We start from the raw sequence: 14,936 nt of genomic DNA, 5'->3' as shown, positions 1-14,936 counted from the left end.
ATGAACAAACGAATTAAAAAGAAAAAAAGCTTGGTGCGGGAAGTGCAACAGCTGCGATCAGATATGCTTGCGCTGAGCCGTGAAAATCTCGACCTTTATGCAAAATTGACTACGTTTAATAGTGAGTTGAGTGTGCTACGTCAATCACAGGAACGCCATGAGACCATATGTGAAAAAAATGTGGAAGCTACAAATGCGAAATTTGAAAAAATCAAAGATGATTTGAAGCAATTGAAAAAACCGTTTTGGAAGCGATGATATTGTAAACCCTCTTAAAATTTGATAAAATTAAGTAATTTTAGGAGGTTATAAATATATGTCAAAAGAAAAGATTTCTCCGGTGTACATTGATGAAGATAAGAATGTGTACGAATTGAAGAAGCCTGTATACAAGAAGCCGTTATTTTGGTCAACTATCTTTCTTTCTGTACTTTCTGTTTTCTTGGTATCTATTATTTATTTAGCTGGTATTTATGCAAACGGGATAGAAGAAGCCCTTAAAAGTAATAATGTTTATTACGATCAGAGAGATAAGCAAATTCATCGTTTGGACACCGATGAAGATTCGCCGACTCCAGGAAACAATATCATTGAAACTAAAACTTTTGGCGAGAAAGTAATATTTGATGAAGGAACCATTCAAGTTAAGGGAATGGAACTTTCTGAAGGGAAAGTAACGGTGGCTGTTGTTTTGGAAAACAATACTGATAGAACCTCTTCTTTTAATCCGAAAGATTTTATTGCAAAAGCCGGAAATGAAAGACTGAAATATTCTAGCTTAACCGAAATCATAGGTCTAGACAGTGAGGAAGAGAACAAAAAGGTTTCTCCCAACTCCAATGCGATATTCTTTTTAAATTATGATACCCCAAAAAACAATTCTACTGATTATTCTATGCAAATAGGACAGTATCTTTGGAAATAACCTAGTCAAGCATCCAAGCGGTGCTTTTTTTAGTTTTATATTGATGTAGCAAAGCAAATGAGGTATAATACCCTTGAAAGCGGAGGGAGATTTATGCCAAAGTCCTATAAAAATCAGCTATTGGAAAAAATAGCTGATTATAGAGATCAAATAAAGAAAATTGATATAGAAATTAGTTCTCTCAAAAATACAAAAAAGAGTGGTTTCTTTAATAATATTTTTGGAAAACAAGAAGACCATAGCTTCGAAATACAAGTGTTATTAAATAAAAAATCTGAGATACAACAGTGGTTGGGTAAACTTGAAGAGGAATTAGAAAAAGACTATGTTTACGGGCGTCGCATTTTTGTAAAAGGAACCAAATACCAAGAAGAAGGAGAAATTCCATTTCGAAAACTAGCTGGTGTTGAAGATGAGGATGATTATTTTTGGTATGAAATCGTCAAAACAAAAAAATTTGAACTTATCCCAGAACCAACTAATCAAGTTGATCCTAATGCAATAAAAGTGATGGTTGAAGGGTATTTTGTCGGTTATATTGACAGACGATATAACAGGGGGCTGAAAAAATATATCAACAACAGTGACTATATTATCACTGGAGAGGTGGTAGGAACTGGAGGGAGTTTTGATGGCAGAACGACGCACCCGATCAGCTACGATATTGAGATAAGAATAAAGAAAAAATAGCATTCGAGAAATTTATTGCTATTCATTTAGCAAAAAGCACCATTAGGTGCTTTTTTTATGCTCAAAAATAGAAAGGAGGTGAGAAAAGAAATGAGTTTCTTTCAACCATTAGGATCTTCTAAGGTGTCTTACGATGACTATATCACTTCGGTGATAGGTGGGAATTACTCCCCTGAATATGTTGGGGTTTCAGCCTTGAAAAACAGCGACATTTTAACAGCTGTATCTATTATTGCTGGAGATGTGGCCCGCTTTCCTTTGCTGAAAAAAGACACCACGGGCAATATTGAGCAGGATGAAGAAATCAATTATCTTCTGAATGTGAAATCAACAGGAAACACATCTGCTCGGACTTGGAAATTTGCTATGACAGTTAATGCGATTTTAACTGGCAATTCGTTCTCCCGAATCTTGAGAGATCCTAAGACTGGAAAAGCGCTTCAGTTTCAGTTCTACAGGCCGTCAGAAACGACCGTAGAGGAGACAAACGACCACAGGTTGATTTATACCTTTACCGACCGTTTAACGGGCGCTACGGTCAAATGCGAGGCTCCTGACGTCATCCACTGGAAGTTCTTTAGTCACGATACGATTTTGGGAAGATCACCACTGCTATCTCTGGGAGATGAAATCTCTCTGCAAGATGGCGGTCTGAATACCTTGATTAAATTTTTCCGTGATGGTTTTTCCAGCGGAATTATCAAACTAAAAGGTGCGCAGTTGAACGGTGAAGCTCGCAAGAAAGCCCGGATGGACTTTGAGAAGATGCGGGAGGGTTCGACAGGCGGTAGTCCGTTAGTCTTTGACGATACTCAGGAGTACACGCCACTCGAAATTGATACGAATGTGCTGCAGTTGATTACTTCCAACAACTTTTCGACAGCTCAGATTGCCAAAGCCTTGCGCGTGCCTAGTTATAAACTGGGTGTGAATAGCCCTAATCAGTCCGTAGCGCAGTTGATGGAGGATTATGTCACAAATGACCTGCCTTTTTATTTTGACGCGATTACAAGCGAGCTAGGACTAAAGGTACTGGACAATGATGAGCGGCGAAAGTATCGAATAGAATTTGATACTCGCAGTGTCACTGGACGAAATGTAGATGAGATTGTCAAGCTGGTAAATAACCAGATTTTGACTCCTAACCAAGCCTTAATCGAGCTTGGCAAGGAACGCTCTAGCGACCCGAATATGGATCGTTATCAGTCCAGCCTAAACTATGTCTTTCTGGATAAGAAAGAGGAATACCAGGCAATGAAAGGAGGTGAGACAAGAAATGCCGAAACGAATCAAGATGAAGGGACCTCTGATTCCGAATAATAGCCAAGAAGCCTATGACTACTTTGGCTTAGAAGCGGTCAGTGCCAAGTCGATCACAGATGCCTTTCCGGAAGACAGCGGTGACATTGTGCTGGAAGTCAATTCCAATGGTGGTCTGGTGACTGTCGGAAGTGAAATCTACACAGCTTTGAAAAGTTATCCAGGGCACATCACAGTCGAAGTGACGGGTATGGCGGCCAGTGCTGCTAGTGTAGCCATCATGGGTGCTGATAAAGTTCTTATCAGTCCAACGGCGCAGATTATGATTCACAAAGCGCTATTTAATTGGGTATCTGGTAATAGCGATGATTTGGACAAGGCTTCTAATGCTTTAAAAGCTAGCGACCAGGCGATCGTAAATGCCTACGTCGCTAAAACTGGTTTGAGTGAAGAAGAAATTCTGGACATGATGAAGAATGAGACCTTCATGTCAGCTAGCACTGCAGTAGAAAAAGGCTTTGCAGATGAAGTGATGACCTTTGATGATGTCGGAGCGGTAGCGAGTCTAGAAAATGGCTTGTTACCACAAGCAGTTATTGATGACTTTTACGCTAACCGTAGCAAGCGGAAGTCTGAAATTCAAAACATGCTACGAGAAATCGAAAAAGAAGAAATTCTAGAGGGACTATAGGTCCTATTTTTTATACTCAAAAAAGGAGAAAAATCTATGTTTGATGAAAAAATCAAAGAATTGGAAGCAGGAATTGCTCAAGCCAAGGCTGAAATTTCTGCTCAGACGGTTAAATTAAAAGAAATTTTGGCACAAGGAGATCTTGAAAAAGGGCGCCAAATTCGTGCAGGCATTGATGCTAAGAAAGAATCTTTAGCGGCACTGGAAGGCGATTTGAAGCTTTTTAAAGATATCAAGGGTGAACCGACTGCAGCGGCTGCAACACACGTTGTCGAATCAGAAGAAAAGTCAATTCGCGACGCAGTAAATGACTGGTTGCATTCTAAGGGAGCGACAGCTTCATCTGAATTGAATTTTGAAGGAAATGACCTTTTCATCCCGCTAAATGCAATTGACCCTAAAACGGATGGGCTGAAAAAGGACGGCACCAAACCTGTGACAAGTGAAGAACTTGTGACAACTCCGGTCCGTGAAGTGAAGACAGTCGTAGACTTAAAACAATTCACTTCGATTCACAGCGCGACAAAAGCAAGCGGTAAATATCCAATTTTAAAACAGGCTACCTCTAAAATGGCCAGTGTGGCAGAATTGGAAAAGAATCCAGCGCTTGCTAAGCCAGAATTTGAAAATGTGCCCTGGGAAGTGCAGACTTACCGTGGAGCAATTCCAGTGTCTCAAGAATCAATCGATGATGCAGATGTTGATTTGCTAGCAATTGTGGCAGAGGCAGCGTCTCAAATCAAAGTCAATACAACAAATGATGCTATCGCAGCAGTATTGAAAACGTTTGAAGCGAAGACAGCTAATGGACTAGACGCAATCAAGGAAATCTTGAACGTGAATCTTGACCCGGCTTATAATGTATCTTTTGTGGTTTCTCAAAGTTTCTATCAAGCTCTGGACACTCTCAAAGACAAGAATGGCCGCTATCTGCTGCAAGACTCCATTGTGTCAGCTTCTGGCAAAGTCTTCCTAGGCCATCCAGTGTTTGTCGTCGCTGATGAAGTTCTGGGCAACGCTGGTGAAGCTCATGCTTTTATTGGGGATATCAATCGCGCTGTTTTGTTTGTGGATCGCAAGGAACTTGGTCTGCGCTGGGCAGATAGCGAAATTTACGGCCAATATCTTCAGGCGGTAGTTCGTTTTGACGTGAAGAAAGCCGATAAAAAAGCTGGTTACTTTGTAACTTATACGCCCTAATAACGCCGCTGTTTCTGCGGCGAAACCAACAAATGCTAACACTAAACAAGAAATTATGGATTATCTAGATAGCAAGAATATCAGCTATAATCCATCAGCGACTAAAACGGAGCTTTTGGCTCTGATTGTTTGATAGGAGGTGCTCATGCCTATTGAACAAGAATTGTTAGATAGCGTGAAGCTTTATTGCAAAATTGATTATGATTTTGAGGATGAAATCATTAAAGAAATGATTGAGTCTGCTCAGGATCAAATTTGTTTTGCGATAGACAGTAACGCTACACCAGAAGATTTTGCGAAATATGCAAAATTTCAGCTTGCTGTTAAAAAGCAAGTTAAAGAAGAATATGAACACCGTGGATTGTCAGCGGATAGTGAACGCTATCCCTTGGCGAACGGTGTTTTAAATATCATCCATCAATTGCGCACAAGGAGAGAGCTAGATGAGAACTCGAAAGATGAACACTAGAATCACCTTCTTTTCGGAGCAGGGAGGACAAAATGAAGACGGAGAAGTTATTTCTCCAGTTCGTAAGGACCTCTACACTTGCTGGGCAGAGGTTGTCAGAACCTCTCTAAAAGACTTTCAGGAAGGAGCTAAACAGTCCGCTAATAAGCGAGCTAAAGGGGTGATTGAAGCAGAAGAAACCAAAACTTTCTACATTCGCCATCATAAAAAAGCTCCTTTTGATAGCTCTTCTCACGTTGAATACAACGGAAATGAATACGATATCATCGCAATCGATGTAGATGAAAATAGCTTTGATTGCGACAAAATTATCGTGAAGAGGCGGATATGACGAAAGGCCTTGATGAAATCTTAGCCAACTTGACAAAGTTGCAAGTAAAAGCTCCAAGAGCAGCAAAAGCAGCTGTTACTGAAGTGGCGGATGAGTTTGAAAAGCAATTGAAAGTCAACACACCAGAATATTTTATCGTGGATGATGTCCATGCGAGAGATGACACGGTGGTTACTGGTTTCAAGGGCGCAAATGAGGGTCTTGTCTCTAAGGATATCGGTTATGGCAAAACAACTGGATGGCGGATCCACTTTCCGGACACAGGAACTAGCCGTCAAAAAGCCCAGAATTTTAAAGAAAAAACCATTACTGAAATGACTCCGAGAGCAAAAGAGATTTACGCTCAGAAAGTAAAGGAAGGTTTGGGACTATGGTAGCTGAGACTAAAGCATACAGGCTATTAAGTCAAAATAAAGATTTTAATCAGCTTTTGGATAATATGCGAGGTAAAGAGTACGGTCTTGGTTTTAAACAAGGGATCTTTACTTACGATATCCCAGAGAAGCCTACGAATCTTTTGCGTAAGGCACTTGCGCCTTTTATGCGCATCTATCCAACTTATCAAGGACCTTTCGAGCATTCGGACGATAAGGTCTTAGCTATGGAGACCAGAATCACTATAAATTTTTGGTGTGAAACAGCAAGTCAATCAGAAAAGATTGCGAAAATGATGGATGAAATTTTAGAAACAGGCGGTTTTGAAAGATATACCGCTAGCGAACTCCCGAGATATAAAGATAGCGATATTGACTTACTAATCAACGTAAGAAAATATCGTTTTTTTGATTGGGAAAACAACCAATAAGAAAAGAGGATACAAATGAAAGTAAAATTTGGATTGCGAGACTTTGAGCTCGGAGAAGTCACAGCAGAAAACAAAGTCCCTACCACAATCAAGCTACCTGGTATGAAGTCGGCAAAGATTGATATCACGAATGAATTGATCACCATTGCAGCGGATGATGGCCCATATGTGGTTCTGTCATCTGGTATCACCGGCACACAATTGGAAATTTCCGTTTTGGATTTGGCCACAGAAGTCCGTAAGGTGATGTACGGAATCACAGTGAAAGATGGTATTGAGGTCTACAATAAAAACCTCACTCCAAAAGATGTGGCTTGTATGTTCCGGACCTCTACTGAAGATGGTAAAGCTATCTGGATCGGCTTGCTTAAAGGGAAATTCTCACTCCCTGGAGTGGAAGCAGAAACTAAAGACGGCTCTCCTGATCCAAAAGCAGATACTGTCACAGGAAACTTCGTAGCCCGCGGCGATAGCGAGGACGGAAATGTCCTTGTGATTGGTCGTGAAGGCAACGCTGGGTTCCAACTTGAAAAATTCCGGGAGATGGTATTCCCAAAGTAGTAAGCGGCGGTTCTCCGGCTTCCCCTCCTAGAAGTCTAGGGGCTGCCGTTGTCTCATAATAAGGCTTGGATTTAAAATCCAAGCTTTTCGTTTTTATAAAAAAAGGAGATGGAAATGTTTAAAATCACACTAAAGCAAGGTGGGGTGGATAAGGAATTCACCAAAGACTATATCAATGTAGAAGACAATCTGCTAGCGGTTGAACACCAGGTACGCCAAACAGCATTGGTCCAAGATGTGAAAAAAGCACAAGACCCGAAAGAACATCGCAAGTTGAACGAAAGCTACTTGAAGATGTTTGTTTCGATGTTTGGCGAGCAATTCACCGTGACAGACTTGAAACAGGCGGATATGAGCATTTTAGAGACGTTGAACTCTCTCTATTTAGCTGCCCTTGGTGTCAAGGAAGATTCCGAAGAAACTGAGGAAGATTCCGAAAAAAAGGAACAATAAGCCCAGAAGAAGCCCGAGATAATTTACTGATATGGTTTCAGCAATTGATATCTGACGGATATTCGATCTTGGATATCAAAAGAATGAAGATGTCTGATTTTGAACTCATGGTGAAAGCCATGGAAGTGAGGAAAGAAGAAATTGAAAAAGAAACTACTTTAGATAAAGCATTTCCATTCCTATTTGGCTAGAAAGGAGGATGAATGTCTAGTAATTTAGGTAATCTAGTAGCGACGGCTACTCTCGATATTGCTCCTTTTATGGCAAATACCAGGACTATAAATATGGCCTTGCGAGGCCTAGATAAGTCCTTGAATGCGATGGAAAAAAGCTTCAAAAATGCTGGAAAAGGATCGCAAGGATTGAGCGGGATGAAAGCTATATTATCCGAGACCGGCAAAAGCTTAGAAGCTTATCGGCTTAATTTGGCAAAACAAACTGAGCATTACAACAATCTAAAAAGAGAAATTGGTGATGTTTCTACTGCGACAGCTGCCCAAAAGACCGCCCTTTTAGGCGCGAAATCAGCCATGAGCGATACGATCGCAAAAGTAGCAGAACTGCAGGCGAAATACGTCACCCTAGCAAGAGAAATCAATATCCAGTCTAGTGCCTGGACAAAAGCCGGGACAGCCCTGTACGATATGGGATCTAAATTTCAATCAGCAGGCCAGAAGCTTAGTGGTGTAGGCTCTGCCTTGACCAAAGGTGTTACAGCTCCTCTTGTGGCTGGTGCAGGTATTGCAATTAAGGCTGCTATTGATTATGAATCTGCTTTTGCTGGGGTTAAAAAGACTGTAGATGAAACTGCGACAGTATCTTATGCGAAGCTATCTAATGGTATTCGCCAAATGGCAAAAGAACTACCAGCAAGCGCGGTAGAGATTGCCAATGTAGCAGAAGTAGCTGGTCAGCTGGGGATCAAGACAGAAGACATCCTGAAATTTTCTCGTACCATGATTGACATGGGCGAGTCAACCAACTTGAGCGCTGAGGAAGCGGCGACGGCTATTGCTAAGGTCGCCAACATCATGGGCTTGAGCTCGGATGATTACTCACGTTTTGGCGCCTCCGTGGTCGATCTCGGGAATAACTTCGCAACGACTGAAAAAGATATCGTAGAGATGACCAATCGTTTAGCGGCTGGTGGTCGTTTGGCTGGTCTGACAGCTCCAGATATTCTTGGTCTTGCTACGGCTATGAGCTCGGTCGGTATCGAAGCCGAGGCAGGCGGTACTGCCATGACGCAAACGCTGACGGCTATTGGGAATGCTGTATCACTGACAGGAAAAGGGGCAGCAGAGAAGCTCGAGTTGATTGCGAGTACGGCCGGCATGACTGCCGAGCAATTCCAACAAGCTTGGAAGGACAAACCCGTCCAAGCACTGCAAGCCTTTATCAAAGGTTTGGAAAATGCTCATAAGTCCGGAGAGAATGTCAATGGGATCCTCGATGATCTGGATATGAAGGGCATTAGACAAAGCAACATGCTAAAATCTTTGGCCTTGGCCTCAGACAAGATGTCATCAGCGGTTGATCGCTCTAATCGAGCTTGGAAAGAAAATACAGCTCTGACGAACGAGGCTAACAAACGGTATGCAACTACGGAATCTCAGCTGAAGATGTTTAAGAATCAGCTGACAGATATTGCTATTGAGTTCGGCGGACCTCTTTTGCAAGCTTTGAGAAACGGCCTTGATGCAGCTAAACCATGGATCACAAATCTAGCTGACATGGCTAAAGCTTTTAATAATATGAGCACCGAGCAACAACAGAGCATTATTAAGTGGGGGCTGTTGGCAGCGGCAATCGGACCAACGCTGAAGCTCCTTGGAGGTGGTTTGTCAATCTTAGGCGGCTTTATGAAAGGTATCGGCGGCGCTTCGAAAGCTATAGGTCAGCTTGTCGGTACTTTGAAAACCATCAGAGAAGTCGGTAGTATAGCTGGCGGTTTAAAAGCTGTGACAGCTGGAATAACCGAAACAGGCGCAGCTACTACAGCACTAGGAACTGCCACAGCGACAGCATCTGGTTCTACCACTCTACTAGGCCAAGCTATAGCAGCTCTGGGAGGCCCGATAGGCCTTATGATTGGAGGCATCGGATTAGTTACAGCTGGCTTGGTCTACCTTGGAAACGAGAAAGATAAGGCTCGCATCAAAGCAGAAGAATTTGGTACTCAACTGAGCGACACAGCTCGTAGTGAGCTGCGCAGCTTCCAAAAAGTGGTTGATGAGACTAGCAATGCTGTTGCTAACTTCGGAACTCACGCGGGGGACGCTGACAAGGTTGCCGGATCCTTTAAAAAGCTGTACGAAGAAGTGGTTAACTCTGCTGACAAAGCAAACAAACGTCTTCAAGAGCTAGCTGACAAGTGGGGCTTAAGCTCTGAACAAGTGGCAAAAGCTCAGGAATACAACAACCAAATGGTGACTAACACTGAGGCGATGATGAATCAAATCAATGATATCTATCAACGCCACAATGGTGATGCTAGTAAGTTTTCGAAGGAAGAGAAAGAAATCATCCTCAACAATCAGAAAGAGATGATTTCCGCGAAGCTAGAACTCATGAACCTGTCAGCCAAAGAGCAGAAAGCAGTATTGCAAGCTCTAAATGGGGACATCATCACTCTAAATGAGACTCAACTCAAGCACTCGAGGGAGAGCTTGGAGAAGGCTATGAAGGAAGAAAATAGCCTCTACAAAGAGTCTAAAGCAGAGTTGAAAGAGATGCTCAGCTCTAAACTGCTCACAAGGCAAGAATACAATGCGAAAATGAAGCAGCTGGAGAGCGAGCATAATCAAACTATGGAGGCTTTGGGGACTAAATATCTGGAAGTCATGAAGACTTTGGATGATAAGGTCAAGCTCCGAACAGGACAAAGCTGGAACTATTGGGAAGAAGCGAAAAAGCTCCTCGAAGATTACGGCTTGTCCTATGAAGAAATCGGAGAGAAAGCCTCTAAAGCTGCTAGAGAAGCAGGTAACTCACACAGTATCCTTGCTAAATATAGCAGCGAAATGTCTGCTACGACCAAGGAAGCTAATGATGCCTGGTCTCTTTTGGTCGGAAATATCAACAAAAACAACCAATTTGAGGTCAAGTCTAACGTTAAAGAGGTGATCGGTGAAGCAGTCAAATCCGCTGAGGGCTGGGAGCAATTGAAGTTTATTGCTAAAGAGGCAGAGCTAAACACCAACGCTCGTGCGACGATCGCTGAAGCTCTGGTTGAGTCTGGCAAGTGGGCAGGGATGTCTTTGGAAGAGAAGAAGCTTATCGTCCAAAATCAGGCTGGTTTGCAGGCCATCTTTGATAGCCAGCAACACCTAGCCATCTGGAATAGTCTTCCTGCCGAAACCAAGCAACTCTTGATGAATAATCAGGATGTGATGAATAAGGCAGATGTGGCTAAGCAGGCTTTGGAAAACTACAATAAACTGACTCCGCAGCAGAAAGAACTGCTGGCCAGAGATGAGGAATTTCAAAAGGCGGTTTCTCGCTCTACAGAGACCTTGAAAAACTGGGATATGGCCAATCCATTCCCTAAAGACCTTTTGGTGAATGGCGACAATGCCCTTTTAAATACTGGGCTAAGTATTGCTAAGCTTGATATGTGGAATCAGGCTGCCACTCAGACAAAGGAGCTGAAAGGTGATTCGACCTCTGTCGTGGCAGAAATCGGTAAGGCAATTGGGGCGGCTTGGAATTTTAACAACTTGACCGTGCCTACGAAAAATTTGAACGGCGACTCTACTTCGGCAGTAGTAGAGGTCGGGAAAGCTATCGGTGCAGTTAATAACTTTAATGGTACGGCAGCCCCAACTAAACCACTGCCATCTGATGCTACCCCGACTCAGAATGCATCGAATCAAGCTATTGGAGCAGTCAATAGCTTTAACAATACCTTGGCTCCGACGAAGATGCTTACAGGAGACCCTAGCTCCGTCCTTGGCGCTTCTAACCAAGGTATCGGAGGCTTAAATAGCTTCAACGGCACTCCTACGCCAACCAAGCACCTTACGGCTGTTGACAATGCGTCTGGGGTTGCTTGGGGGGTTATTGGCACCCTAAACAGCATTCCGCGGACGATTACAACGGTCATTCAGACTGTGCGAAGCTGGATCGGGCATGAAAAGGGAACTAATTTCCACGAGGGCGGCCCCGCTATGGTCAACGACCAGAGAGGTACGCTCTATAAAGAAATGGTTACTTTGCCTGACGGTACTTCCTTTATCCCAGAAGGCCGGAATGTAATTTTGCCACTTCCTCGTGGCTCAAAAGTCTTAAAAGCCGGCCTTACGCGTAACTTGATGAACTCCTTGGGAATGCCACTCTATGCTGATGGGATAGGCTGGGAAAATACCAAGGTAGCTAAAATCACTCAGAGAATCAAAAATATCAACGAGTGGAAGCGAGAAAACGAGGAGCATGATTTGGCTTCGCTCATGGAAGAACTGCTAAAAGAGACGAGACTTGGAAATCGAAAGACCACTCGTCCAAACCAAAACTATACCCTAAATGTGAGCGGCCAAGCAGGGACTCGCGAATTAACGCCGGAATTTATGCAGCGGTTGATCAGAGAATTAGCTTACTACACCAGACAGGAAGGAGGTAGAATGACTTGACCCATTTTGTATTTAACGGAAAATCGAATAAGGAATTTGGTTTAGGAATCGCTGTAGGAAAAGTACATTCTGCAGCTTCCCCTGAAGTAGAAAGAATTGCTGTACCAGGGCGAGACGGTGATTTGCTGGTAAGCAAGAATAGACTGAATGCTGTAGAGAAAAGCTTTCCAGTCAATCTTGTCAACGAAGCTGGTCTTATCGCAACCAATATCTCAGCTATCAGCGAATGGCTAGGGGTTTTAGGTTACCGCGACTTGACCATTTCTTATGATCCGGAATTCGTTTATCGAGCATCTTACCTTGAAACTTTTAGTGTTGAGGAGACGCTTCGGCAATTCGGAAAAACAAATATTACCTTCCTTTGTCACCCCATCAAATACTATAAAGATGGGCTAGCAAAGGTGAATCTGACTAATGGACAGACGTTGAGAGGGAAAGGCAATGTCTCTGCAAAGCCCATCATTGAAATTCGCGGGAACGGCACAATGACATTGACCATCAATGGCCGCAAGACGAAGCTTAAGGACATCCAAGGCACAATCACAGTAGATATGGCTGCAAATCAGGTCTATTCTGGTAACTTGCCGGCTTGGGATAAGATGGTGCGTGCACCGGAATACCAGAAGCCTTTTCTTGACGCGGGTCCGAATAAAATTTCTTGGGATGGGAATTTCCAAGTCTCAATTATCCCTAATTGGGGGGTGAAGATTTGAGACCTATTTTATACAACAAAAATGAAACCAGGTTTGATACCTATGGTCTTGGAGAAATCGACGCTCTAAAAGGAAATGCTACCAGAGAACGTAACGGGAATTACTCTGCTTATCTGGAATATCCAGCTAGTGGTCCGCTGGCATCTGTATTTGAAAAAGAAATGAAATTTAAGGCAGATGCAGGTACGCGAACTAAGAACCAGACTTTTGAAATCGTACGCGTCGTCAAAGACAGCTCTAGTACGATCAAGATTTATGCGCAGCATATATCTCACAAACTAGAGTATATGAGTGTAAGACACGGAATCAAGGTGTCTGGAACAGCTGATTTAGCCTTGAAAACGTGGGCAAAGAACTTGATTGGAGACTATCGTTTTGATACATGGTCAGATATTGATACAGTACTTCCCATCACTTTTCTAGTCGATAAGATGGAGAACGCCCGACTTGCTTTAGGTGGAGTAGAAGGCTCTATTTTGGACATCTGGGGTGGGGAGTATGAGTTTGATAACCAAACGGTCCGTTTGCATAAGCGGCTTGGTCGTAGAGCTCCTACCGTCCTGGAATATGGTCGAAACATCCTATCTGCCGAATCAGACGAAAGCATCGAGTCAGCTTATACCTCTGTCGTGCCTTTTGCTACTTACACGCCAGAGAGTCAGGAAGGCGAATCGAGACAACAAGATCCCGTTCTGGTGACTATTCCTGAAAGCTATGTGGACAGCAAGTATGTATCAATGTATGCTAATCGCCGGATTAAGGTCGTTGATTTTTCCGGCGAATTTAAAGACGAAGGCACGGGAGAAAGCAAGAAGAAGGATATCCCGACTCCTGAGAAGCTAAAAGCATTAGCAGTAAAGTACATGGATAGCAATCGCATTGGCGCGCCTAAAATAAACACAAAGATTGAGTATGTGGATTTGGCGCAGACGCTTGATTATGCTGAGCGCGGGTGGATTGAGGAGCTTGAGCTCTGCGATATCGTACCTGTTTACTATCCAGAAATCGGAATTACTGAAGATGATGCGAAAGTGACTAAAGTTGTTTACGACTTTTTAAACGACCGCAACGAATCAGTGGAATTTGGCATGGTTGGGGAATCTATCCGGTCAGTCATGACAGGAGGCTTGGCAGGCCGTTTGGACGATTTGGAAAAGAACCAGCAATCTCTCGAGAATCGTCAATCAGAAATGGCTTTCGAACTGCCAAAATACATACTTGATGCGAAAGGGAACCGTGTCTGGAATGAAACGCCAGACGAAAACATTGAGCATAAAGTCGGTGATATTTGGTTTGAGAAGAACGGCCTCTATCAGCGACTCTACATCTGGAACGGTGAAATGTGGGAAAAGCGCATCGATACTGAAGATGTTTCTAAAGTGGTTGAGAAATTTGACGCTGAAGTCAAAAAAATCAACCAATCCATGGCCACCCAGACCCAGCAAACCACCCAAGCCCTTCGCACAGCTGGCGCTAACGCCTCAGCTATCGAGGCGGCCAAGGGCGCTATCACCAAACTCAATCAGGACTTGACGGGTGCTAAGCAGACCAATCAAGCTGCAATTGACCGCTTGAAATCTGACTTTGCTAATGCGCAGAAGACAGCGAGCGACCAAACAGCGCTCCTGAAAAGCGACTTAGCCAATATCCGCACTAAGCAAGGTCAAGCTGAGTCTGAGATAGCTAAGCAAGTCGCAGCGCTCAATGCGACCAAAACCGAGCTAGCAGGCGTGAAATCCGCTCAGGCTACGTTTGAGCAGACAACTACTCGCAGGCTGGCAGAGCTAACGAATCTGGCTGATGGCAAAGCGAATAAGTCTGAGCTCGTGCAGACAGCGGTGGAGTTGAGTAGTAAGATTGCGAGTGTGCAAGCCTCTGGCCGAAATCTCTTTTTAAACTCGCTTTTTAAGCAAGATATCAGGAAAACTGGCATTTGGACTACGAGCACCTACACAGCTGCTATCGATAGCGAAAACAAGTATCTTGGGCACAACGCCTTGAAAATCGTTGGGCAAGACCCAGCTGGCAAGGACGGCGGAAACCCTAAAATCACTTATCCAGCTACTGGGCAATATGGCAAAGTAGCGCCGGGAAGCATGACCAATCAGAATGTGACCATCAGCTTTTATGCCAAAGCAGAAAATGCTGGAACGATTTTACGGTCAAGACTTGGAAATATTGGTTATAAAGACGGGAATGTGACCTTGACC

Annotated in this window: 16 protein-coding genes; all 16 read left to right on the top strand. The window is 43.4% G+C overall.

Annotation, left to right across the window (positions count from 1 at the left end):
• Positions 1-258, top strand: coding sequence for a hypothetical protein (locus D8792_RS09730; protein ID WP_125373845.1), 258 nt, complete (start codon positions 1-3; stop codon positions 256-258).
• Between the two features lie 58 nt (positions 259-316).
• Positions 317-925 (top strand): hypothetical protein, encoded by a 609-nt coding sequence (locus D8792_RS09725; protein ID WP_125373844.1) that lies wholly within the window; start codon positions 317-319, stop codon positions 923-925.
• Positions 926-1,018: 93 nt separating this feature from the next.
• Positions 1,019-1,615 (top strand): HIRAN domain-containing protein, encoded by a 597-nt coding sequence (locus D8792_RS09720; protein ID WP_125373843.1) that lies wholly within the window; start codon positions 1,019-1,021, stop codon positions 1,613-1,615.
• 90 nt (positions 1,616-1,705) lie between these two features.
• The gene (locus D8792_RS09715; protein WP_125373842.1) at positions 1,706-2,935 is read left to right on the top strand and encodes a phage portal protein; all 1,230 of its coding nucleotides are present in this window, start codon (positions 1,706-1,708) and stop codon (positions 2,933-2,935) included.
• Positions 2,892-3,566, top strand: coding sequence for a head maturation protease, ClpP-related (locus D8792_RS09710; RefSeq protein WP_125373841.1), 675 nt, complete (start codon positions 2,892-2,894; stop codon positions 3,564-3,566). Before D8792_RS09715 ends, D8792_RS09710 begins: the two co-directional genes overlap by 44 nt.
• 36 nt (positions 3,567-3,602) lie before the next feature.
• Positions 3,603-4,766, top strand: coding sequence for a phage major capsid protein (locus D8792_RS09705; RefSeq protein ID WP_125373840.1), 1,164 nt, complete (start codon positions 3,603-3,605; stop codon positions 4,764-4,766).
• Between the two features lie 55 nt (positions 4,767-4,821).
• Entirely contained in the window at positions 4,822-4,899 is a 78-nt protein-coding gene (locus D8792_RS11840) for a hypothetical protein (RefSeq protein ID WP_125373886.1), read from the top strand.
• A gap of 12 nt (positions 4,900-4,911) precedes the next feature.
• A complete protein-coding gene (locus D8792_RS09695) occupies positions 4,912-5,235 on the top strand; it encodes a head-tail connector protein (RefSeq protein ID WP_125373839.1) in 324 nt (107 codons plus the stop codon).
• Complete coding sequence (locus D8792_RS09690; protein ID WP_125373838.1) at positions 5,210-5,566, top strand: phage head closure protein; 357 nt, start codon at positions 5,210-5,212, stop codon at positions 5,564-5,566. The genes D8792_RS09695 and D8792_RS09690 overlap by 26 nt, the downstream gene beginning before the upstream one ends.
• Positions 5,563-5,943 (top strand): HK97-gp10 family putative phage morphogenesis protein, encoded by a 381-nt coding sequence (locus tag D8792_RS09685; protein ID WP_125373837.1) that lies wholly within the window; start codon positions 5,563-5,565, stop codon positions 5,941-5,943. Before D8792_RS09690 ends, D8792_RS09685 begins: the two co-directional genes overlap by 4 nt.
• Complete coding sequence (locus D8792_RS09680) at positions 5,937-6,371, top strand: hypothetical protein (protein ID WP_125373836.1); 435 nt, start codon at positions 5,937-5,939, stop codon at positions 6,369-6,371. Before D8792_RS09685 ends, D8792_RS09680 begins: the two co-directional genes overlap by 7 nt.
• A 15-nt stretch (positions 6,372-6,386) precedes the next feature.
• Positions 6,387-6,932: a major tail protein gene (locus D8792_RS09675; protein WP_125373835.1), complete on the top strand. Its 546-nt coding sequence runs from the start codon at positions 6,387-6,389 to the stop codon at positions 6,930-6,932.
• Positions 6,933-7,046: 114 nt separating this feature from the next.
• On the top strand, positions 7,047-7,385 hold the full coding sequence (locus tag D8792_RS09670) for a hypothetical protein (protein WP_125373834.1): 339 nt from the start codon (positions 7,047-7,049) through the stop codon (positions 7,383-7,385).
• Positions 7,386-7,588: 203 nt separating this feature from the next.
• Positions 7,589-12,013 (top strand): phage tail tape measure protein, encoded by a 4,425-nt coding sequence (locus D8792_RS09665; protein ID WP_125373833.1) that lies wholly within the window; start codon positions 7,589-7,591, stop codon positions 12,011-12,013.
• Positions 12,010-12,726: a distal tail protein Dit gene (locus tag D8792_RS09660; protein WP_125373832.1), complete on the top strand. Its 717-nt coding sequence runs from the start codon at positions 12,010-12,012 to the stop codon at positions 12,724-12,726. The genes D8792_RS09665 and D8792_RS09660 overlap by 4 nt, the downstream gene beginning before the upstream one ends.
• The coding region (locus tag D8792_RS11595; RefSeq protein WP_221763073.1) for a phage tail spike protein at positions 12,723-14,936 on the top strand (2,214 nt) is incomplete at its 3' end. The genes D8792_RS09660 and D8792_RS11595, both read left to right, overlap by 4 nt.

Origin of the sequence: Streptococcus cristatus, from assembly GCF_003943505.1 — a bacterium.
GTDB classification, from domain to species: domain Bacteria; phylum Bacillota; class Bacilli; order Lactobacillales; family Streptococcaceae; genus Streptococcus; species Streptococcus cristatus_E.
This window is presented reverse-complemented; position numbering and strand designations above follow the sequence as displayed.

Excerpts from the sequence above, each read along its gene's own strand:
- D8792_RS09690 (WP_125373838.1), top strand. The coding sequence starts at position 5,210 with ATGAGAACTCGAAAGATGAACACTAGAATCACCTTCTTTTCGGAGCAG.
- D8792_RS09670 (WP_125373834.1), top strand. The coding sequence starts at position 7,047 with ATGTTTAAAATCACACTAAAGCAAGGTGGGGTGGATAAGGAATTCACC.
- D8792_RS09720 (WP_125373843.1), top strand. The coding sequence starts at position 1,019 with ATGCCAAAGTCCTATAAAAATCAGCTATTGGAAAAAATAGCTGATTAT.
- D8792_RS09685 (WP_125373837.1), top strand. The coding sequence starts at position 5,563 with ATGACGAAAGGCCTTGATGAAATCTTAGCCAACTTGACAAAGTTGCAA.
- D8792_RS09665 (WP_125373833.1), top strand. The coding sequence starts at position 7,589 with ATGTCTAGTAATTTAGGTAATCTAGTAGCGACGGCTACTCTCGATATT.
- D8792_RS09725 (WP_125373844.1), top strand. The coding sequence starts at position 317 with ATGTCAAAAGAAAAGATTTCTCCGGTGTACATTGATGAAGATAAGAAT.
- D8792_RS11840 (WP_125373886.1), top strand. The coding sequence starts at position 4,822 with ATGGATTATCTAGATAGCAAGAATATCAGCTATAATCCATCAGCGACT.
- D8792_RS09675 (WP_125373835.1), top strand. The coding sequence starts at position 6,387 with ATGAAAGTAAAATTTGGATTGCGAGACTTTGAGCTCGGAGAAGTCACA.
- D8792_RS09705 (WP_125373840.1), top strand. The coding sequence starts at position 3,603 with ATGTTTGATGAAAAAATCAAAGAATTGGAAGCAGGAATTGCTCAAGCC.
- D8792_RS09695 (WP_125373839.1), top strand. The coding sequence starts at position 4,912 with ATGCCTATTGAACAAGAATTGTTAGATAGCGTGAAGCTTTATTGCAAA.
- D8792_RS09715 (WP_125373842.1), top strand. The coding sequence starts at position 1,706 with ATGAGTTTCTTTCAACCATTAGGATCTTCTAAGGTGTCTTACGATGAC.
- D8792_RS09680 (WP_125373836.1), top strand. The coding sequence starts at position 5,937 with ATGGTAGCTGAGACTAAAGCATACAGGCTATTAAGTCAAAATAAAGAT.
- D8792_RS09710 (WP_125373841.1), top strand. The coding sequence starts at position 2,892 with ATGCCGAAACGAATCAAGATGAAGGGACCTCTGATTCCGAATAATAGC.
- D8792_RS09730 (WP_125373845.1), top strand. The coding sequence starts at position 1 with ATGAACAAACGAATTAAAAAGAAAAAAAGCTTGGTGCGGGAAGTGCAA.